We start from the raw sequence: 21,186 nt of genomic DNA, 5'->3' as shown, positions 1-21,186 counted from the left end.
AGATGTGTATAAGAGACAGGCGCTACAGCGCCGCAGACCCCGCTTGTGAAAGGTGCGCGATGCGACCGATGATGATGACGCTGGCCGCAGCGATGCTGGCCTTGCTCCCCGAAGCGGTGCTCGCCGCGCCGCCGACCGGCACGCCGACGGGCATATGGACCAACCCGCAAAAGTCGGTCCGCGTCGTGTTCCAGAAGTGCGGCCACGCGATGTGCGGCAAGATCGTCTGGGCGAGCCCCAAGGCGCAATCGGATGCCGAGCGCGGTGGTGGCGGGCCGCTGGTCGGCACGATGCTGTTTAGCGATTTTGTCGAGCAGCGCCGCGGGCTGTGGAACGGTAGCGTGCTGATCCCCGACATCGGCCAGACCGTCACGGGGACGATCGAGCAGACCGGACCCGACACGCTCGTCGGCGAAGGCTGCCTGCTCGCCGGCTTCGGCTGCAAGCGCCAGACTTGGACGCGGACGCGCTGAACGCTTGCCGCGCAGCCGTGATCGGGCGATGACGGCGGGATGATTGATTCCGACTTCATCGCCGGCCTGCCCAAGGCCGAACTCCACCTCCATATCGAGGGCAGCCTCGAGCCCGAACTGATGTTCGCACTCGCCAAGCGCAACGGCATCGCGATCCCGTTCGCCAGCGTCGAGGATGTCCGCGCGGCCTACAATTTCTCGCGGCTGCAGGATTTTCTCGACATTTATTATGCCGGTGCCGACGTGCTGCGCGAGGCGCAGGATTTCCACGATCTCGCCGCCGCCTATTTCGATCGCGCCGCCGCCGACGGCGTCGTCCATGCCGAGATCATGTTCGACCCGCAAACGCACACCGCGCGCGGCGTCGCGTTCGAGACGGTGATCACCGGCCTGCTCTCGGCGATCGACGAAGCCAAGGCCAAGCACGGCATGTCGGTGCAGCTGATCCTGTCGTTCCTGCGCCATCTCGACGAAGCCGACGCGATCGCGACGCTCGATGCGGCACGGCCGTGGGTCGACCGGATCGGCGCGGTCGGCCTCGATTCGTCCGAGCTCGGCCACCCGCCCGAGAAATTCGCGCGCGTCTTCGCGCAGGCGCGCGCGCTGGGGCTCAAGCTCGTCGCGCATGCCGGCGAGGAAGGTCCGCCCGAGTACGTCTATCAAGCGCTCGACCTGCTCGGCGTCGACCGGCTCGACCACGGCAATCGCAGCCTCGAGGATCCGCTGCTCGTCACGCGGCTCGCGCGCAGCGGCATGACGCTGACGGTGTGCCCGCTGTCGAACCTCAAGCTGTGCGTCGTCGACGACATGACCGCGCATCCGATCGACCGAATGCTGCGCGAGGGGCTTCGCGCGACGGTCAATTCGGACGATCCGGCCTATTTCGGCGGGTATATCGCGGACAATTACCGCGCGATCGCGGCGGCACGCGGCCTTGGCCGCGACGATCTCGTCACGCTTGCGCGCAACAGCTTCCTCGGCTCGTTCCTGCCCGACGCTGCCGTCACCGCGCATCTCGCCCGGCTCGACGCCTATGTCGCGCAGGCGCCCGCCGCATAGGCGCCGCGCTCAGCCGTCGCCGACACGCTCGATGTCGGCGCCGACTGCGCTCAGTTTCTCCTCGAGCCGCTCATAGCCGCGGTCGAGGTGATAGACGCGGCTGACCTGCGTCTCGCCGTCCGCCACGAGCCCGGCGATGATCAAGCTCATCGACGCGCGCAGATCGGTCGCCATCACTTGCGCACCGGTCAGCTTGGCCACGCCGCGGACCACCGCGGTGCGGCCGTGGACTTCGATGCTCGCGCCCATCCGCGCGAGCTCGGGCACGTGCATGTAGCGATTCTCGAAGATCGTCTCGGTCAGTACGCTCGCGCCGTCGGCCATGCACAGCATCGCCATGAACTGCGCTTGCATGTCGGTCGCGAAGCCCGGGAACGGCGCGGTCGACAGCGTGAGCGGCTTGATCCCGCCCGAGGCCGAGACGAGCAGATTGTCGCCGCGCTCCTCGAGCGTGACGCCCGCGTCGATCAGCGCGGCGGTCGTCGCGCGCATGTCGTCCATCTTGATGCCGACGAGTTCGACCGAACCCCCGGTGATCGCGGCGGCACACGCATAGCTACCCGCCTCGATCCGGTCGGGCATCACGCGATAGGTCGCGCCGTGGAGCCGGTCGACGCCCTCGATCTCGAGCGTCTCGGTGCCGATCCCGTTGATCTTCGCGCCCATCGCGACGAGCAGGTTGCACAGGTCGACGATCTCGGGCTCGCGCGCGGCATTCTCGATCCGGCTGCCACCCTTGGCGAGCACCGCCGCCATCACGACATTCTCGGTCGCGCCGACCGAGACGATCGGGAAAGTGTAGATGCCGCCCGACAGCCGCCCGCCCGGCGCGATCGCCTTGACGTAGCCCGCCGCCATCTCGAGCTGCGCGCCGATCGCCTCGAGCGCCTTGAGATGCAAGTCGATCGGGCGATTGCCGATCGCGCAGCCGCCCGGCAGCGACACCGTCGCCTCGCCCGCGCGGCCGATCAACGGGCCCAGCACGAGGATCGACGCGCGCATTTTCCGCACGATGTCGTACGGCGCCTCGGTCGCGGTGAGCTTGCCCGCGCGGATCGTCATGACGCGGCCGAAATCCTCGGGGCGCGCGCCCTCGATCCGGGTCGAGCAGCCAAGCTGGTTGAGCAGATGCCCGAAACTGTCGACATCGGCGAGCCGCGGCAAGTTGCGCAGCGTGACCGGCTCTTCGGTCAGCAATGCGCACGGCATCAGCGTCAACGCGGCGTTTTTCGCCCCGGAAATGGGAATGCGGCCAGAAAGGCGGTTGCCGCCACGAATGAGAATACGGTCCATGCCCTCGTTTATCGCCTCGCCTGAAAGGCGCAAGCAGGTTACACCGTGTTATAAAGGTGAAACACGCGTCTCGACCGGTTGATCGATTTTAATGCATTGTTTCTTGCGCGCTGCTTTGTGCACCTAATCAAGGGGGATTTTTCGCGCGTGCCAGGAAGTTACTTCGCCGACCGTTTGACCGGGATGGTCGTGTTAAGCGAAAACGAACGGCTCGCGCTGGCACGGTTGGAGGAGCGTGAGCGGCCAGTCCGCCGTGGGATGACGCTGCACCGCGAGCGCGATCGTACCGGCGACGTCTATATCCTGCGCAAGGGGACGATGATGAGCTCGGTGCTGCTCGACGATGGCAGCCGGCAGATTTTGCGCTTCCATTTTCCCGGCGACATGCTGGCGACCGCGAGCATGATCTATCGCGAGGCGCCCGAGACGATCACCGCGGTCTCCGAGTGTATCGTCGCCCCGTTCGAGCGATCGGCCTTCGCCGCGCTGTATACCGAGCATCCGCGGCTCGCCGCGCTGATCATGGTCTATAACCAGATCGAGCGCGCAGCGCTGACCGACCGGCTGGCAGCGCTCGGCCGGACATCGGCGAAGGCGCGTGTCGCGGCGATCCTGATCGAGATGCGCAACCGCATGCAGACCGAGGTCGACGGCACGGCCAGCTTCGTGCTCGGCTTGACGCAGGAAGAGATTGGCGACGCGACCGGGCTCACCGCGGTCCATGTCAATCGCATGCTGCGCCAGCTCGAGGAGGAAGCGCTGATCGCGCGCGAAAGCGGGCGGATCAGCTTTCTCGACGAGCGCGCGATGCTGCGCACCGCGAATTACATCGACCGGTACGCCAAGCTCAATCTCGATTGGTTGCCGCCCGCGAACTGAGGCGGCGCCGCGCTCAGGCCTTTTCGAGCGTGCATTGCAGCGGATGCTGGTTCTGCCGCGCAAAGTCCATCACTTGCGTCACCTTGGTCTCGGCGACTTCGTAGCTGAAGGTGCCGCAGACCCCGACGCCCTTTTGATGGACGTGGAGCATCACGCGCGTCGCGGCTTCCATGTCCATGCGGAAATAGCGCTGCAGCACGAGCACGACGAATTCCATCGGCGTGTAATCGTCGTTGAGCAGCAGCACGCGGTACGGCGTGGGCTCCTTGGTCTTGGAACGCGTACGGGTTGCGACCCCGGCGCCGGTGCCGTCCCCGTCATCGGTGCCATCGTCACGGCGTTCCGCCATCGAGATTCGGGTGCTGTCGATCATGTGTCGCCAAAATATGGCATTGCCGGGGGGAAGGGCAAGGGGCTCGGATACGAAAAGGGCGGCCCGTCGCCGGACCGCCCCCACTTATCGAAAGATCGCGCGTGGTTATGCGGCGACCTTGATCTTCTCGGCTGCCAGCGCGACGCGGTTCGAGATCGGCTGGGCGATCTCACCGGCGAGCTTGAGCATCGATTCGGTGTTCTTCGAGGTTTCGGCGACCATCGCGTCGAACGCGCTGCGCATGAAGTCGCTGTGGAGCTTGAGGAAGTCGGTCGGCGACTTGACGCTCGACAGCGTCTTCATCGCAGCCGTCGCGCTCTCGAGCTGCTTGCGGCCATATTCGGCGGCTTCCTGGCCCATCGTCTCGATGCCCTTGGCGGCGATCTTCGACGATTCGACGAGCGCCTCGATGTTGCCCTTCGAGAATTCGTTCATCTCTTCGATCATCTTCGAACCCTTTTCCATTGCGGTCTTGGTGCGATCGTTGACGTCGGCGAACATCGCCTGCGCACGGGCCTGGGTGGTGTCAGCGGCGGACTGTACGGTTTCCATGATCTTGGCTTCCTTCTGAGCGACGGCCGCCGCAGCTGCGACGACGGGGGTTGGGGCTGGCGTGGTAATGGGGGCAGACACCGGCAAGGCGGGCGCGAGCGCCTCGATCACCGGCTCGGGTGCTGCAACGGGCGCGACTGGCGCAACCGGCGCAACCGGCTCGACTGGCGAAGCCACGGCTGCAGGCGCGGTGGTCACCGATGCTGGCTTGGGTGCAGCGGCGGCGCGCTTCTTCGCGACAGGCTTTGCAGCGGCAAGAGCGGCGGGAACCGAGTCGGACGGCGCAGCAACCGCAGCGGCGATCGATGCGATCGAGGGCGGGGTCGCGGGGGACTTCGGGTCGTTGCTGGCCATGACGGGATTACTCCTGCTCTATTGCTGCGCCGCAATATACGCCGGAAACACGCCACGAACAAGCGAAATGTTGCACTGCAACATAAGCGTAACGACTTGCCTTCGCAGGCGCTTCACCGCATCGATCAGCGCGCCCGGACGTAGCGTCCCGGCGCATCGTCGAGCACCGGCAGACCGCCCCCGCCCGGCTGACGTGCGCCCGTCGCGGCGACGCTGTCGGCACCGTGATCGCGCAGCCAGCCGAGCCAGTCGGGCCACCAGCTGCCCTTGGTCTCGACAGCACCCGCGATGAAGTCCGCCAAGGTGGTGACAGGCGCGGGATTGAGCCAATATTGGTATTTTCCCGCACTCGGCGGGTTCACCACGCCCGCGATATGCCCCGATCCCGCCAGCACGAACTTGCGCTCGCCGCGGAAATGCTCGGTCAGCGCCCACACGCTGTCGGCCGGCGCGATATGGTCCTCGCGCCCCGCCTGGATATAAGCGGGCGTCTCGACTCGCCCGAGATCGATCGGCACGCCGAGCGCGCTCAGCGCGCCCGGCTTGGCGAGGAGATTGTCGCGGTACAGATCGAGCAGATAGCGCATGTGCCAGCCCGCCGGCAGGTTGGTCGTATCGCCGTTCCAGTGGAGCAGGTCGAACGGCGCATAGTCCTTGCCGAGCAGATAATTGTTGGTGACGTAATTCCAGATCAGGTCGCGCCCGCGCAGCTGGTTGAACACCGACGCCATGTAGCGCCCGTCGAGAAACCCGTCGGGGGTCAGCGTCTTGAGCAAGGCGATCTGATCGTCGGCGACGAAGTGGAGCAGCTCGCCCGCCTTGGTGAAATCGACTTGCGCGGTGAAGAAGGTCGCGGTGCTGACCTTGTCCGCCTCGCCGCGCGCCGCGAGGATCGCCAGCGTCGCCGCAAGCGTCGTGCCCGCGACGCAATAGCCGATCGTGTGCACCGCGGGTACGTCGAGCCCGGTGCGGATCAAGTCGATCGCCTCGATCTGCGCGGCGATATAATTGTCCCACGCCACGTCCTTCATGCTCGCATCGGCCGAGCGCCACGAGACGAGGAAGACGGTGATGCCTTGCTCGACCGCCCAGCGGATGAAGCTCTTCTCGGGGGTCAGGTCGAGGATGTAGAAGCGGTTGATCCACGGCGGGAAGATCACCAGCGGCGTCGACAGCACGCTTTCGGTCGTCGGCGTATATTGGATCAACTCGTAGAGATCGGTGCGGTGGACGACCTTGCCCGGCGTCACCGCGAGATTGCGGCCGACCTCGAACGCACTCGCATCGGTATGCGTCACTTGCCCCTTGGCGAGATCGGCGAGCATGTTCTGCAAGCCCTTGAGCAGATTCTGCCCGCCGGTCTCGAGCGTCTTCTCGAGCACTTCGGGATTGGTCGCGGGGAAGTTCGACGGGCTGACCGCATCGAGGAAGCCGCGCGCGGCAAAGCGCATTTGCTCGCGCTGCTTGTCGTCGACGCCCTGCACCGCCTCGACTTGCGCGAGCATCTGGTCCGAAAAAAGGAAATAGCTCTGCCGGATCCAGTCGAACAGCGGGTTCTCGCGCCAGCGCGGATCCTTGAAACGCTTGTCGCGCGCCTGTGCGGGTGTTTCGGCGACCGGCTCGGCCTGCCCGGGGACCAACAGCCGCTGCCACAGCGTCAGGCTCTCGCTCCAGAAATCGCGCGTCCGCGCGAGCGTCTCGGGATCGGTCAGGCCGGGGATCGCGGGCAGGCCGGAGTCGCTTGCGCGCATCGCATCGAACCCCTGCTCGATCATCATCTGCTGCGCGCGGCCCAACAGCCAGGTCCAATGCTGCAGATCCGCCAGGCTCGGCATGGCGGGAGGGGGTGTGTCGGCCATGGCATCCTCTACGCTTGACGCATCCGACCTTAGCCCGATCCGCCCTGCCAGCAACCCCGCTAACACCCTTGGGCGCAAAGCCGGGTGACGAAGCGCGCGCGAGACCGTAAGGTGTACGCGTAAGGAAATGTCTCCTCGAACCGGAATTCCGCAATGTCCGACGATTTCTACCGCATCAAGCGCCTGCCCCCGTACATCATCGCGGAAGTCAACGCGATGCGAGCGGAAGCGCGTGCGAGCGGCGAGGACATCATCGATCTCGGCATGGGCAATCCCGATTTGCCGCCGCCGCCGCATGTCATCGAAAAGCTGATCGAAGTCGCGCGCAAACCCGACGCGCACGGCTATTCGCAGTCGAAGGGCATTCCCGGGCTGCGCAAGGCGCAAGCGAACTATTACGGCCGCCGCTTCGGCGTCGATGTCGATCCCGACACCGAAGTCGTCGTGACGATGGGGTCGAAGGAAGGCCTCGCCAGCCTCGCGACGGCGATCACCGCGCCCGGCGACGTCGTGCTCGCGCCCAACCCGTCCTACCCGATCCACACCTTCGGCTTCATCATTGCAGGCGCCACGATCCGCGCGGTGCCGACGACGCCCGACGACGCCTATTTCGATTCGCTCGAGCGCGCGATGGCCTTCACCGTCCCGCGTCCGTCGATCCTGGTCGTCAATTATCCGTCGAACCCGACGGCCGAAGCCGTCGACCTCGCTTTCTACGAGCGGCTCGTCGCCTGGGCGAAGGAGAACAAGGTCTGGATCATCTCCGACCTTGCCTATTCCGAGTTGTATTATGACGGCAAGCCGACGCCCTCGATCCTGCAAGTGCCCGGCGCCAAGGATATCGCGATCGAATTCACTTCGCTCAGCAAGACCTATTCGATGGCGGGCTGGCGGATCGGCTTCGCGGTCGGCAACAAGACGCTGATCGCGGCGATGAGCCGCGTGAAATCGTATCTCGATTACGGTGCCTTCACTCCGATCCAGGCCGCGGCGTGCGCCGCGCTCAACGGCCCGCAGGACATCGTCGCGACAAATCGCGAGCTCTATCACAAGCGCCGCGACGTGCTCGTCGACAGCTTCGGCCGCGCCGGGTGGGATATCCCCTCGCCGCGCGCGTCGATGTTCGCCTGGGCGCCGCTCCCGCCGGCGCTCGCGCACTTAGGTAGCCTTGAGTTCTCCAAACAATTGCTGACTCACGCACGCGTCGCGGTTGCCCCAGGGGTGGGCTATGGCGAGAATGGAGAAGGTTTCGTGCGCATCGCGATGGTCGAGAACGAGCAGCGGCTGCGCCAGGCCGCGCGGAACGTGAAGAAATATCTGCTGTCGATGGGCGTCAACACCCCCACAAAGACCGGCTGACGCCTACGCCGATGCATATCAATCTGTTGTATTCGATGGCCGGCGTGCTCGTCGGCCTGGTCGTCGGGCTGACCGGCGTCGGCGGCGGCTCGCTGATGACGCCGCTGCTCGTGCTCGCCTTCGGTTTCCACCCGGCGACCGCGGTCGGCACCGATCTGCTCTATGCCTCGGCGACCAAGACCGTCGGCACCACGGTGCATGGCTGGCGCGGGACGGTCGACTGGACCGTCGTGCGCCGCCTCGCGACGGGGAGCGTCCCCGCCGCGTTGCTCACGCTCGTGATCCTGCATTATGCCGGCGAGCAATCGGCCAAGACGGGCCACGCGATCTCGGTCGCGCTCGGCATCACGCTGCTGGTGTCGGGTCTGGCGACGATCTTCCGCGCGCGGATCGTCGCCGCGCTTAGCCGGAGACTCGGCGCGGTACGGCCGCGGCGGCTCGCGCGGCTGACGGTGCTGCTCGGCGCGGTGCTCGGCGTGCTCGTTTCGCTGACGTCGGTCGGCGCCGGCGCGCTCGGCATGACCGCGCTGCTGATCCTCTACCCGCTGATGCCGGTCAACCGGCTCGTCGGCTCGGACATCGCACACGCCGTGCCGTTGACGCTGCTCGGCGGGATCGGGCATTGGATCCTCGGGTCGGTCGACGGCGCGCTGCTCGTCTCGCTGCTGATCGGCTCGATCCCCGGGATCATCGTCGGTAGCCTGGTCGCGAGCCGCGTGTCGGATCGCTTCCTCACCCCCATCCTCGCCGCGGTGCTTGCCGCGGTCGGCCTGAAGTTGCTGTTCTGATGACCCGTCCCGACTTTGCCTTCTCGACCCGCTTCAAGGTCCGCTATGCCGAGATCGACGGCCAGAAGGTCGTCTTCAACTCGCGCTACCTCGAATATGCCGATGTCGCGGCGACCGATTACTGGGACTGGACCGGGATCGGCGCGGCGCTCGGCGAGGCGTGGACGCACACCGAATTCCACGTTCGCCATACCGCGATCGATTACCTGAAGCCGTTCGTGTGGGGCGACACGATCGAGGCGTTCGTGCGGATCGCGCGGATCGGCTCGTCGAGCCTGACGCAGCGCTTCGAGCTCTGCCATGCCGAGACGGGGGCGCTCCACACGACGATCGACATGACGATCGTCAACGTCCATTTGCCGACCGGCGCGGCGCAGCCGATCGCCGCCGACGTGCGCGCCTATCTCGAGGCGCTGCCCGCTACTTCTTGAAGCCCGAGATCAAGTCGAAGCGGATCCGCACCCATGCGCCGATGACCGGCTTGCCGTTGACGCGCGGCGGCCGCACCCGGAACTGCCACGCCGCGAGCCGCAGCGCGCGCGCGAGACCACCGCCAGGCGGCGATTCGTCGAGCGAGCGGCAATTCTCGACATGATAATCGGGCGCGGTCTTGCACGCGATCATCGCCCAGCCGCCGTCGCCCTTCATATATTCCTGCATATAGGGCTTGAGCTCGGCATCGCTCGGCTCGCGATACCATTCGGCATTGTAGAGCGATCCGCCGCCCGGCCCCTGCCCCGGGCCGTACGCCGCGACGCTGTCCTTGCCCGTGCCCTCGCCGCTGCCCTCGCCCTTGGCCGAGGAGATCTTGCCGATATCCGACGCGGCGAAATCCTGCGGGCTGAGCTGGATCAGCTTGGACGGAAGCGGCGCCTTGGGCATTGGCGGGACGGTCGGCGGCGGCGGTGCGGCCGACGCGGTCGTCACGACCTTCTTCTGCTGCTGCTTGACCTTGGTCTTCGATGCGGTCTTCTCGAGCGGCGGGCCGATCGGCCGAACGTCGAAGGTGGTGAGCTTGGGCTGCTTCTCGACCTTGGTGAAAACGCCGGTGCCAAGCTGGAGCAGCAGCAACCCGACCAGCGCCTCGACCACGAGTGCGAGCACGATCCCGCGAACGCGGCGGCGATCCGACGTGGACTGATAGGAGGCGGATGCCATCGAGCGCCCCTAGGCCGCGCCGTCCCGCACTGCAACCGCTGGCGCGCGACCTGAACGCTTTGTCATGCGGCGTCGGCTGCCGCGGTCGTCCAGCCAAGCGCGGGGATCGTCAGCGACCGCTTGCCCGACAGATCGACCCGCGTCACCAGCAGGTTACGCCCCTCGATATAGCCGATCACGCGCCGCGCACGGCCGAGCGAGCTCGTGCCATAGGTATGCGCGATCTCCTCGTCGGTCGGTGCGGGCAGCCCCTCGCGCGCAGCCCGCGCGATCAGCAGGAAGCAGCCGAGCATCTCGTCGGGCAGATCATGCGCGATCGCGATCGCCTCGGCCCAGTCGCCGTCGAGCCCGTCGAAGATCCCCGCGCGTGCCGCGGCGAGCCGGCGCGAAAAGCCCGAAGACGACAGCGGTGCCGGATGCACGCCGACCATGCGGCAGCGCACCTGGAAATCCTGGTAGAGCACGGCGGCCGGACGCGTGCTCGAATCGCGATCCTCGACGATCGCGCGCAGCACGTCGGTCACGACGCGCGCGAGTTCCTCGGGGTCGCGCTTGGGAACATCGCGCGCCGGCTCGGACGTCGGCACCGTCTCGATCTGGTCGAGCACATATTCGGCCGGAGCCGCGCGCGGCGGGGGCGGCGGTGGGCGCACCGGCTCCTCCATCTCGGCGAAAAGGAATTGCCGCATATCGCTCGCTTGCGGCTGCGGCAGCGGCGTCAGCACCGGGCCGCCGCCGCGCGACCCGGTCTCGACCGAACCGACCTTGATCGCGATCGGCCGGCGACACACCGCTGGCCCGAGCGCAAGGAAGGTGCCGCGCGGCAGATCGCGGATCTGCTCGGCCTGGCGCCGCTCCATCCCGAGCAGATCGGCCGCGCGCGCCATGTCGATGTCGAGGAAGGTGCGCCCCATCAGGAAGTTCGACGCTTCCGCGGCGACGTTCTTGGCGAGCTTGGCGAGGCGCTGCGTCGCGATGATTCCGGCCAAGCCCCGCTTGCGCCCGCGGCACATCAAATTGGTCATCGCGCCGAGCGACGCGCGGCGGACCTCTTCGGTCACCTCGGCGCCCATCGAAGGTGCGAATACCTGCGCCTCGTCGACCACGACGAGCGCTGGATACCAATGCTCGCGCGGCGCATCGAACAGCGCGCCGAGAAACGCCGCAGCACAGCGCATCTGCCCCTCCATCTCGAGCCCCTCGAGATCGAGCACGACCGAGGTGCGATGTTCGCGGATCCGCTGGCCGAAGCGCGCGACCTCGGCGACCGAATAGTCAGCGGCGGCGATCGCGATATGGCCGTATTTCTCGCCGAGCGTGACGAAGTCGCCTTCGGGATCGATGATGATCTGTTGCACTTGCCCCGCGCTGCGTTCGAGCAGCCGGCGCAGCAGATGCGACTTTCCCGAGCCCGAATTGCCCTGCACGAGCAACCGCGTCGCCAGCAATTCTTCGAGATCGATCGGAACGGAAGCGCCGCCCGCGTCGAGGCCCATATCGACCTGAAACGTCATCGGGAGCGCATGCCCGATTGCACGGGGTGGGGGCAAGCGCCATCGACATCGCACAGGCGCTTTGCACCCCCTCGTGTAAATGCCCACCTGTAACTGCGACTTGCCGCATGCCATCGCTCCGCCATAGGGTCGGCTCCGAAAGGACGCGCATGAAGGAACCCCGCAGCTCACGCCGCCAGCACAATGTCCCGACGGTCAGTGACGTCGCGGCGCGTGCCGGCGTTTCGCCGATGACGGTGTCACGTGTGATCAACGACAAGGCCAGCGTGCGCCCGGCAACGCGCGAACGCGTCGAGGCAGCGATCGCCGCGCTCAATTATGCGCCCAACGCCGCCGCGCGGATGCTCGCGGGCGGCGAGGATGTGCGGATCGGCGTGCTCCACACCAATCCGAGCTTCTTCTATTTCAGCGAGTTCCTGATCGGCTGTCTCGACCAAGCGAGCCGCCAGACGGTCCAGATCCTGATCGAGAAATGCGAGACCGGCACCGAGATCGCGGCGATCGAGCATCTCACGCGCGGACGGATCGACGGCATCATCCTGCCGCCGCCGCTGTGCGATTCGGCGCTGGTGCTCGAGGCGTTGCACGAACGCGGCATCCCGGTGGTGGCGATTTCGACCGGGCGTGCGCCGGGCTGGGCGCTGTCGGTCAGCATCGACGATCGCCGCGCGGCCTATGACATGACGCGGCATCTCGGCGATCTCGGCCACCGCCGGATCGGCTTCATCACCGGCGCGCCCAACCAGACCGCGAGCGCCGAGCGGCTCGAAGGCTATCGCGCGGCACTCGCCGATCTCGATCTGCCCGTTATCGACGCGCTCATTGCCGACGGGCTGTTCACCTATCGCTCGGGGTTGGAAGCGGCCGAACGGCTGCTCGACCTGCCCGAGCCGCCGAGCGCGATCTTCGCGGCGAACGACGACATGGCCGCTGCCGCGATCGCGGTCGCGCATCGCCGTGGGCTCGATGTCCCGCGCGATCTCGCCGTCGTCGGCTTCGACGATTCGGCGCTCGCGACGACGATCTGGCCCGAACTCACCACGATCCGCCAGCCCGTCACCGACATGGCGCGGATGGCGGTCGAATTGCTCGTCGAGGCGCTGCGGCTCGACCGAAGCACGGCGCCGGGCGAGATTGCCGAGCCGCACGTCCGGATCGCCTATACGCTGATTCGCCGCGAATCGGACGCGCCGCCGCGCGCCGCGTGAGGCGCGCGGATCACGGCTGACACGCCAGCACGTCGTCGGCGACCATGCCGAGCGACACGCGCGCAAGGCTGATCTCGAGCGTCTGGCTGGTGCGCAGCACGAACGGCGCGTCGATCCGCTTGACGTCGGCACCACCCGTGCGCCCGTTGGTAGCGGCAAAGCATTTGAGCGGGATGCCGACGACGCGCCATTTCCCGACCGGCAGCATGCCCGCCGAAAGCGGGCGTGACCCGCCGCAGCCCGCCCCGCAGGTCACCCCGAGCGTGAGATCGCTGCCCTGCGGGGCGTCGAGCCGCATGGTCGCGAGCAGCATCACGTCGCCATTGCTTTCGCGCGACAGGTCGATGGGGTCGGAGCTGCGCAGTTCGATCGCTTGCGGTCCACCCCCGGCGAGCGAGAAGTGTCGTGCGCCTTCCTGCACGCCGTAATCGATCGCGGTGACCTTGATCCGTCCCGCCAGTGCTTGGGCGGGGACGCTCGTGATCGCGGTCATGGCCGTCGCATCGCCGACGCGCAGCGACCAGCCCGGCGTCGCCACGCCGGCCTTGAGAAAGACGCCGTCGGTGCCCGGGTCGACCACGCCGGCATCCTCGGACAGCGGCTTCCACGCGGCGCGCGGCTCGCGCCCGGTCAAGCCATAGCCGAACGAATAGAGCTTGGGGCCGCCGGGCTTGGCGGTCAGCGGCCAGTCGGCAGGGAGCTTGCCCGTGAACGGCGCGGCGGTGCCCGACGCCGCGAACAGCCGGTCGGCGACCCCTGCCCCTTCGCTCCCCGGGAGCCACGCGACGACGAAGCCGTCGGCCGCATTGAGCATCGGATTGACGAACAGCGGCCGCCCGGTGAGCATCACCGCCACGACCGGGATCCCCGCCGCCTTGAGGCGCTGCATCGTCGCCAGCGGCGCACGCAATTCGGGGCGCAGCTGGAGCGACTTTATGTCGCCCTGGAACTCGGCATAGGGCGTCTCGCCAAACACCACGATCGCAGCGTCGGGCTTGCGCGTATACTTTCCGTCGGGTGCGAGTTCGGCCTGCCCGCCGCCAGCCTTGACCGCAGCGGCGATCCCGCCCCACAGCGTCGTCGCGCCGGGGAACATCGCGTTGCTGAGCCCAGTGCCCTGCCAGCTGAGCGTCCAGCCGCCCGATTGCCGCGCGATGTCGTCGGCGCCGTCACCCGCGACGAGGATGTTAGCGGACGGCTTGAGCGGGAGCACGCCGGTATTCTTGAGCAGCACGAGCGACTTGGCGACTGCCTCGCGCGCGATCGCACGGTGCGCGGGCGCGCCGAGCTGGCGCCAGTCGCCGGCGAGTGCGCGCGACGAGGGCTTGCCCGCCTCGAACAGCCCGAGCCGCAATTTCACGCGCAGGATCCGCGCGACGGCATCGTCGAGCCGCGCCATCGGCACCGTGCCGTCCTTCGCTTGCGCGAGCAGCGAGGCGTAGAGCCCGCGCCAGCTGTCGGGCGCCATGTACATGTCGACCCCGGCGTTGATCGCCTGCGGGCAATTGTCGAGGCTGCACCCCGCAATCTGCGCGTGCGCGTTCCAGTCGGTGACGACGAAGCCGCCGAAATTCATCCGGCCCTTGAGCACATCGGTGACGAGCCCCTTGCTGCCGCCGATCTTCTGCCCCTGCCAGCTCGAAAAGCTCGTCATCACGGTGCCGACACCGGCTTCGAGCGCGGGGACATAGGGCTTGCCGTGGACGTCGCGCAGCTCGGTCTCGCTGATCCGCGCATCGCCCTGGTCGTGGCCTTCGAAGGTCCCGCCATCGGCGATGAAATGCTTGGTGCTCGCCAGCACGTGCGGGCCGGCGAGGATCCGGCTGCCGTCGGGCCGGCCCTGCAAGCCGACGATCATCCGCCCGGCATAGCTCGCAACGAGATCGGGGTTCGACGAATAGCCCTCATAGGCGCGCCCCCAGCGATAATCCTGCGGCACGGTGATCGTCGGGGCGAAGGTCCATTCCTGCCCCGTCGTGCGGATCTCGACCGCAGTCGCGGCGCCGATCCGCTCGATCAGCGCAGGATCGCGCGTCGCGCCGAGCCCGATATTCTGCGGAAACAGCGTCGCTCCGACGATGTTGCTGTGGCCGTGGACCGCGTCGGTGCCCCACAGGATGGGGATGCCGTGCCCGCCCGCCGAACGATCGACCGAAGCGGCATAGAATTGGTCGGCGAGTTCGAGCCATTTCGGCGCCGGCGCGAAATCGTCCTTGTTGGGCCCCGAATTGCCGCCGTTGAGCACCGAGCCGATATGATAGCGGCGGACTTCATCGGGGGTGATGCTGTCGATATCGGGCTGGAGGATCTGCCCGACCTTTTCCTCGACGCTCATGTGCGAAAGCAGCGTCGCGATCCGCGCTTCATCGGCGGCGATCGGCGCGACCGGCCAGGCGACGCTCGGCCACACGGCGGGATGCACGACCGGGTCTGCCGCAGTCGGCGCAGCGATCGCCGCGCTCGCAGCGAGGCACGCACCGAGCGCGGTGCCCCAGGCAAATTCGCGTCTCATATCCCCTCCAGCTCCGCTTCAAATTCGATGGCGCACGCGTCGTCGGCGCGCGGCACTTGGCCGGATCGCATTGACAACGTTGACATTGCGCTGTCAAGCCGGTGTGCGCTCGTTTTCCGGCCCGACTGGCGGATAGAAGACCACCGCGAGCACCGTCAGCAGCGCGACCCCGGTGATCGCCACGAGCAGCGCGCCATTGGGCAGATACAGCGCGATTGCAATCGCTTGCGGGGCAAGCGCTTGCGCCAGTTTGCGCGCGATCGTCGCCATCGCATAGACGCGCACCGCATAGCCGCCATCGGTATCGGCCCGCTCGCACGCCGCGACGGTCGCGGGCACGAGCGACCAGAACATCACCGACATCCCCTGCCCCGCGATGATCGCCAGCGTGATGCACACCAGATCGGGCGCGACTCCGCGACCGACGAGCAGCAGCACGACCGCCACTATCAGCGCGACCGCCGCAATCCGTAACGTGGCGACTTGCCCGGCGCGCAGCGCGAGCCGCGACCATAACGGCGCGGTCAGCAACAGCGACAGCGCGGGGACGAGCGCGACGTAATAACCGAGCCGCCGCGCGCCGATCTGATCGAACAGGAACAGCAGCGACTTGTTGATCAGCGTCATCGTCAGGCCGACGAGCAGGATCGTGACGATCAACCGCCGCAACGCCGCCGACCGGACGAGCAGCGCCACCATCGCCGCGACCGCACCGCCAAGCCGCCGCGGTGGCGCAGCGCGCGGCACGACGCGTTCGGTCGTGCCAAAGCTCGTCGCGAAGAAAGCCGGCATCGCGAGCCCGGCAAGGATCAGTGCGCCGAGCCGGAAATCGGCGCCGCCGCTGCGGTCCGCCGGGAGCAGCGCATAGGTCAACGCAGCGATCAGCCCGCCGAGCGCCGCGCCCTGCATCCGCGCGCCGGTCAGCTTGAGATGATCGGCAGGATCGGGCGAAAGCCGCGCGGTAAGCGCGCCGTAGGGGATGTTGCCGAGGCCATAGGCGAAGCGCAGCGCGAGATAGGTGACGAGCGCATAGCCCGGCACCCACGGCGCAGGCACTGGCGGCGGCGCGAAGGCCAGGCACAGCAACAGCACCGAGAGCGGACCGCCGATCGACACCCAGGCGCGCAACGGGATCCGTGGTGCCAGCCGATCTGCCACCGCACCGATCAGCGGATCGGTCAGCCAGTCGACCGCCGCCCCCGCCAGGAAGATCGCCGAGGCGACCGCAGGCGCGATGCCGAGCCCACGGATATAGTAGAACAGCAGATACAGCTCGATCGACTGCCACACGAAGTTGAAGCCGAGATCGCCGACGCCATAAAACCACGCTTCGAAACGGCGCAGCATCAGGCGCGCGGGGTTGCGGCGGATTCGCGGATCATCAGCGTATGCGGGTGGAGGATCCGCGCGATCGGCGCACGATCCTCGAGCTGGGCGATCACCATCTCGGTCGCGGCGACCGCCATCTCGAACACCGGCTGGCGCACCGTCGTCAGCCGCGGCCAGGTGATCCGCGAGACTTCCGAATCGTCGAACCCGACGACCGACAGATCGCCCGGGATCGACAGCCCGAACTCGCGCGCCGCCATCATCGCGCCGACCGCCATGTCGTCATTCTGCGACAGGATCGCGGTCGGCCGATCGGGCCGCGCGAGGATGTGGCGCGCCGCGGCGAGCCCGCTGTCGAAGGTGAACAGGCCAGGCTCGATCCGGTCGAACTTGAGTTCGAGCCCCGCCTGGTGGAACGCCTGGGTATAGCCGAGCATCCGCGCCTCGCTCGACGGATGCGTCGCATCTCCGCGAATGATGGCGATGTCGCGGTGGCCAAGGCCGATGACATACGCCGCGATCTCGCGCGCGGCGGCGACATCGTCGACCAGATTGCTTGGTGCGGCGTCGATCATCCGCGTCGGCGCGATCCGCGCGCAGAAGATCCGCGCTTCGTGCAACTGCTTGAGGATCAGCGGATGGTCCGACGCCGGCGGCGCCAGCACCACCCCGTCGAGCGCGGCCGAACGCAGCAGACCCACGACTTCGCTCGCATTTTCCTGGACCGAGCGGATCGGGATCACCACCAGCCGATAGCGCTCGTTGGTCAGCCGCTCGAGCACACCGCGTTGCAATTCAACGACATAGCTTGGGCTGGGGTTCTCATACACCAGCCCGATCATGTTCGATTTGCGCCGCACCAGCGCCTGGGCGAAGACATTGGGGTGGTAATCGAGCGTGTCGGCGGCCGCGCGGACGCGCTGCTGAACGTCCGCGCTGACATGCGGCTCGCCATTGAGCACGCGCGATACCGTCTTGGCCGACACACCGGCGAGCCGCCCTACGTCGACAATCGTTGTTCGCTTCATGCCATCCCGATCCAGAGGAGCGCGGAATAGACCAGATCGCCCGCCCTCACGCTAGAGGGTATGACTGCGTTGACAGAAGAAAGCGCACGGGATCCCTAGCGACAAAAGGGGAAGGCTGCCCGGTCGCCCACATTTGGGTCGAGGCGCGAAAGCGCTCGACAGACCATAATCTGCTTTAAGATGTATGTTTTTCTCGCATCTGCACACGATATTGGCGATGCGCGCCTCCCCGTCCCCGCCGGTGCGACCCGGAGATTCATCTTGACAACGTAGGACAAAAGGATAGCGCTATCCCAGCCGGTTCAGCAGGGGGTCGGCATGTCATCGGAGCGGCCAGATAAGGCCGCACACAGCAGGGAGGGGTCCATGAAGGCCTATCATCACGCGTCGGCCCAAGTGTGGTCGGCTTCGCTCATCGCGCTCGCCGCCGGACTCGCACTTCCACAGACCGCGCAGGCGCAGGCAGCACCCGTTGCCGCGCAACAAGGCACGCCACAGGCCGATACAGCGCCAGGCACGCTCGCTCCCGAAAAGGGCGCCACCGCGACCAATGCAGTGCCCGAAGCGGCGAACCCCACCACGAACCCCGACGACATCGTCGTGACCGGCGTGCGCGCCTCGCTCGAACGTTCGATTTCGATCAAGCGCAATTCGACGGGCATCGTCGATGCGATCTCGGCCGAGGATATCGGCAAGTTCCCCGACACGAACCTCGCCGAATCGCTCCAGCGCATCACCGGCGTGTCGATCGACCGCGTCAACGGCCAGGGCGCGCAAGTCACCGTCCGCGGCTTCGGCCCGAGCTTCAACCTCGTCACCTTGAACGGCCGCACGCTCGCCTCGTCGTACGTCCAGACCGTCGGCGGCGACGAAAGCGCCGATGGCGCGGTTGGCGTGACGCGCTCGTTCGATTTCTCGAACCTCGCTTCGGAAGGCGTCAAGACGCTCGAAGTCTACAAGACCGGCCGCGCCGCAGTCCCCTCGGGCGGGATCGGCGCGACGATCAACGTCGTCACGCGCCGCCCGCTCGATTCGCGGACGTCGGGCTTCAACGGCAGCCTCGGCGGCAAGCTCAACTATGACACCAGCGCGAGCGACTGCGTCGATTGCGGGTCGGTGGTGACACCCGAAGTCACCGGACTCGCCAGCTGGTCGAACCCCGACCAGACCTTCGGCATCTCGCTGTTCGGCAGCTATCAGCAACGCCATTTCTCGACGGTGTCGGCAACGTCGAACGCGTGGAACATCAAGACGCTGTCCGAATTCCTCGATCCGGGCAACGGCTTCGTCAACGCCACCACCAAGATCAACAACAAGCCGGCCGATCCCAAGCAATTGGTCTCGGTGCCGAACGACAGCCGCTATCACTTCTCCGACAACAAGTATGAGCGGCTCAACGGCCAGGCGATCGTCCAGTTCAAGCCGACCGACTCGCTGACGATCACCGCCGATGCGCTCTACGCGCGCACGCTGCAGAGCGAGCAGCGCTCGGATGAATCGAACTGGTTCAACCGCCCGTTCGACGTCGTCACCTTCGACAGCAACAAGGCCGTCGCGACGACGACCTATCTCCACGAAACGATCGCCGGCGTGAAGGACACCGGCTTCGAGCAGCAGGCGCGCGCGCAGAAGAACCAGCTCGAGGATTACGGCCTCAACGCCAAATGGGACATCGCCCCCAATCTGACGCTGTCGATCGACGGGCATTATGGCAAATCGTCGGTGTTGCCGGACAACCCCAACGGCACGAGCTCGACCCTGGTCGGTCTCGGCGCGACAGTCATCTCCGCGCATTCGGTCGATTATAGCGGGCTGATCCCGGTGCAGGACATCGTCGTCAACGATTCCACGCTCCCCGGCGGCAACCATAACGGCATCCTCGACGTCAACGACGTCGGCTCGTCGATCGCGCGCACCTACTCGACCAGCCAGAAGCAGAAGGTCAAGGAACTCCGCGCCGACCTCGGCTGGGATCTGGGCGGCGGGAGCCGGTTCGACTTTGGCGGCCTGTACCGCGACAGCGACACCAACCAGCAGCTCGTGTCGACGCAGCAGACGCTGGGCAATTGGAGCGTCAATTTCCCTGGCGACGTCCAGAAGCTTGCGCCGGGCGTGCTCCAGCAATTCTGCCTGCTGTGCAAGTTCAGCAGCTATGACCCCAAGGCGAGCGGCGCGAACCTGATCGCGTTCCGCGGCGATACACTGAAGCTCTACAATGCGCTGTCGCCGGCCTATGCCAAGACGGGCAACGCGATCTCGATCACCGCCAACCAGAACAATTCGGTCAAGGAAACGATCTACGCGGGTTATGCGCAAGTCACCTGGAAGGGCGACATTGCCGGTCACGAAGCAAGCCTCGTCGCAGGCGGCCGCTACGAACACACCAAGGACGTCGCGACCTCGCTCCAGGCCGTGCCGACGCAGATCGCCTGGGTCGCCGACAACGACTTCACGATCACCGTCGGATCGACCCCGCAACCGCTGGTGGCGATCGGATCGTACGACAACATCCTGCCATCGTTCGATTTCCAGGTCGAACTCAAGCGCAACTTGATCGGTCGCTTCTCGGCGAGCCGGACGATCGCACGCCCGAATTACGACAACCTCTTCTCCTCGACGAGCGTGTTCGCGCCAGGGCGGCCGACGGCGATCGGCGGCGTCGCCACCGCCAACACCGGCAACACCAACCTGGCGCCGCTGATTTCGGACAATATCGATCTGTCGTTCGAATATTACTTCAAGCCCGACAGCTATGTCTCGGCGGGCTTCTTCGACAAGCGCGTGCACAATTTCATCGGCACCGGCCTGTCGAACGGCAGCCTGTTCGGCCTGCGCGACCCAAGTTCGGGTGCTGCGGGGACGACGTCGGGGGCGGCAAAGGCCGCGCTCAGCGCGCTCGGCGCCGATATCAGCGACGTCAACCTGTTCACCTACTCGGCGCTGCTCCAACGCGACGGTGCCGCGGCCGCGGCAAGCCAGTTCAACGCGCATTACAGCGCAGTGACCAAGACGGTCGACCAGGCGTTCGTCAACCAGATCCTCTCGGCGGTCGACATCAACGGCACCGCGGCGGATCCGCTCTACAACTTCACGATCTCGCGCCCGATCAACAACAAGGACGCCGAGATCTACGGCTTCGAGATCGCCGGCCAGTATTTCTTCGGGCGCACCGGCATCGGCGTCTCGGCGAGCTTTACCTATGTGAAGGGCGATGTCGGCTTCAACAATGGCGGCGATCCGAACATCGACCAGTTCGCGCTGACCGGGCTGTCGAACACCGCAAACGCCACGCTGATCTATGACAAGAACGGTATTTCGGCGCGGCTGAGCTACAATTGGCGCGACAAGTTCCTCTCGTCGCTCAATCGCGACAGCTACAAGAACCCGGTCTACACCAAAAGGCAGAGACGGCACCGAGGATGGTCTGGAATGGACTGCCTCCTGCGAG

At 66.5% G+C, this 21,186-nt stretch carries 17 protein-coding genes; 8 read left to right on the top strand and 9 right to left on the bottom strand.

Annotated elements, in window-relative coordinates:
• Positions 1-71 precede the first annotated feature (71 nt).
• The gene (locus QN347_RS14955) at positions 72-473 is read left to right on the top strand and encodes a DUF2147 domain-containing protein (protein ID WP_323494106.1); all 402 of its coding nucleotides are present in this window, start codon (positions 72-74) and stop codon (positions 471-473) included.
• Positions 474-512: 39 nt separating this feature from the next.
• Complete coding sequence (locus QN347_RS14950; protein ID WP_322161992.1) at positions 513-1,532, top strand: adenosine deaminase; 1,020 nt, start codon at positions 513-515, stop codon at positions 1,530-1,532.
• Positions 1,533-1,541: 9 nt separating this feature from the next.
• Here the strand turns inward: QN347_RS14950 and murA are convergent, their stop codons facing one another.
• On the bottom strand, positions 1,542-2,825 hold the full coding sequence (gene murA / locus QN347_RS14945) for a UDP-N-acetylglucosamine 1-carboxyvinyltransferase (RefSeq protein WP_322161990.1): 1,284 nt from the start codon (positions 2,823-2,825) through the stop codon (positions 1,542-1,544).
• Positions 2,826-3,008: 183 nt separating this feature from the next.
• Here murA and QN347_RS14940 point away from each other — a divergent pair, with 183 nt between their 5' ends.
• Entirely contained in the window at positions 3,009-3,704 is a 696-nt protein-coding gene (locus QN347_RS14940; protein ID WP_133192163.1) for a Crp/Fnr family transcriptional regulator, read from the top strand.
• A gap of 13 nt (positions 3,705-3,717) precedes the next feature.
• Here the strand turns inward: QN347_RS14940 and clpS are convergent, their stop codons facing one another.
• From clpS to QN347_RS14925, 3 genes are all read right to left on the bottom strand, one after another.
• Positions 3,718-4,053 carry an ATP-dependent Clp protease adapter ClpS gene (gene clpS / locus QN347_RS14935; protein WP_133192162.1) on the bottom strand — a complete coding sequence of 112 codons (336 nt, stop codon included), beginning with the start codon at positions 4,051-4,053 and terminating at the stop codon, positions 3,718-3,720.
• Positions 4,054-4,182: 129 nt separating this feature from the next.
• Positions 4,183-4,983: a phasin family protein gene (locus QN347_RS14930; protein ID WP_322161988.1), complete on the bottom strand. Its 801-nt coding sequence runs from the start codon at positions 4,981-4,983 to the stop codon at positions 4,183-4,185.
• A gap of 125 nt (positions 4,984-5,108) precedes the next feature.
• Complete coding sequence (locus QN347_RS14925; protein ID WP_322161987.1) at positions 5,109-6,842, bottom strand: class I poly(R)-hydroxyalkanoic acid synthase; 1,734 nt, start codon at positions 6,840-6,842, stop codon at positions 5,109-5,111.
• A 153-nt stretch (positions 6,843-6,995) separates the two neighbouring features.
• Between QN347_RS14925 and QN347_RS14920 the strand changes: the two genes are divergently transcribed.
• From QN347_RS14920 to QN347_RS14910, 3 genes are read left to right on the top strand one after another with little or no spacing between them, the layout of a single operon-like run.
• Positions 6,996-8,201, top strand: coding sequence for an LL-diaminopimelate aminotransferase (locus QN347_RS14920; protein WP_322161985.1), 1,206 nt, complete (start codon positions 6,996-6,998; stop codon positions 8,199-8,201).
• A gap of 11 nt (positions 8,202-8,212) precedes the next feature.
• Positions 8,213-8,989 carry a sulfite exporter TauE/SafE family protein gene (locus QN347_RS14915; protein ID WP_133191530.1) on the top strand — a complete coding sequence of 259 codons (777 nt, stop codon included), beginning with the start codon at positions 8,213-8,215 and terminating at the stop codon, positions 8,987-8,989.
• Positions 8,989-9,420 (top strand): acyl-CoA thioesterase, encoded by a 432-nt coding sequence (locus QN347_RS14910; protein WP_133191529.1) that lies wholly within the window; start codon positions 8,989-8,991, stop codon positions 9,418-9,420. The genes QN347_RS14915 and QN347_RS14910 overlap by 1 nt, the downstream gene beginning before the upstream one ends.
• Here QN347_RS14910 and QN347_RS14905 read toward each other — a convergent pair.
• Both QN347_RS14905 and QN347_RS14900 read right to left on the bottom strand, forming a co-directional pair.
• Positions 9,410-10,147 (bottom strand): hypothetical protein, encoded by a 738-nt coding sequence (locus QN347_RS14905; RefSeq protein WP_322161982.1) that lies wholly within the window; start codon positions 10,145-10,147, stop codon positions 9,410-9,412. The two genes, QN347_RS14910 and QN347_RS14905, sit on opposite strands and share 11 nt — an antisense overlap.
• Positions 10,148-10,209: 62 nt before the next feature.
• Complete coding sequence (locus QN347_RS14900) at positions 10,210-11,661, bottom strand: ATP-binding protein (RefSeq protein ID WP_189676316.1); 1,452 nt, start codon at positions 11,659-11,661, stop codon at positions 10,210-10,212.
• Positions 11,662-11,810: 149 nt separating this feature from the next.
• On the opposite strand from QN347_RS14900, the gene QN347_RS14895 reads away from it, so the two are divergent.
• Complete coding sequence (locus tag QN347_RS14895; RefSeq protein ID WP_322161980.1) at positions 11,811-12,869, top strand: LacI family DNA-binding transcriptional regulator; 1,059 nt, start codon at positions 11,811-11,813, stop codon at positions 12,867-12,869.
• 10 nt (positions 12,870-12,879) lie between these two features.
• Here QN347_RS14895 and QN347_RS14890 read toward each other — a convergent pair whose 3' ends face one another.
• From QN347_RS14890 to QN347_RS14880, 3 genes are all read right to left on the bottom strand, one after another.
• Complete coding sequence (locus QN347_RS14890) at positions 12,880-15,381, bottom strand: exo 1,3/1,4-beta-D-glucan glucohydrolase (RefSeq protein ID WP_322161979.1); 2,502 nt, start codon at positions 15,379-15,381, stop codon at positions 12,880-12,882.
• A 93-nt stretch (positions 15,382-15,474) separates the two neighbouring features.
• Positions 15,475-16,728 carry an MFS transporter gene (locus QN347_RS14885; protein ID WP_322161977.1) on the bottom strand — a complete coding sequence of 418 codons (1,254 nt, stop codon included), beginning with the start codon at positions 16,726-16,728 and terminating at the stop codon, positions 15,475-15,477.
• Positions 16,728-17,738, bottom strand: a complete 1,011-nt coding sequence (locus tag QN347_RS14880; RefSeq protein ID WP_189676320.1) for a LacI family DNA-binding transcriptional regulator — start codon at positions 17,736-17,738, stop codon at positions 16,728-16,730. Before QN347_RS14880 ends, QN347_RS14885 begins: the two co-directional genes overlap by 1 nt.
• 366 nt (positions 17,739-18,104) lie before the next feature.
• On the opposite strand from QN347_RS14880, the gene QN347_RS14875 reads away from it, so the two are divergent.
• Positions 18,105-21,186 (top strand): TonB-dependent receptor (locus QN347_RS14875; RefSeq protein WP_323494105.1); only part of this gene is annotated, 3,082 nt, incomplete at its 3' end.

The organism is Sphingomonas sp. 10B4, from assembly GCF_035019905.1.
Classification (GTDB): domain Bacteria; phylum Pseudomonadota; class Alphaproteobacteria; order Sphingomonadales; family Sphingomonadaceae; genus Sphingomonas; species Sphingomonas glacialis.
This window is presented reverse-complemented; position numbering and strand designations above follow the sequence as displayed.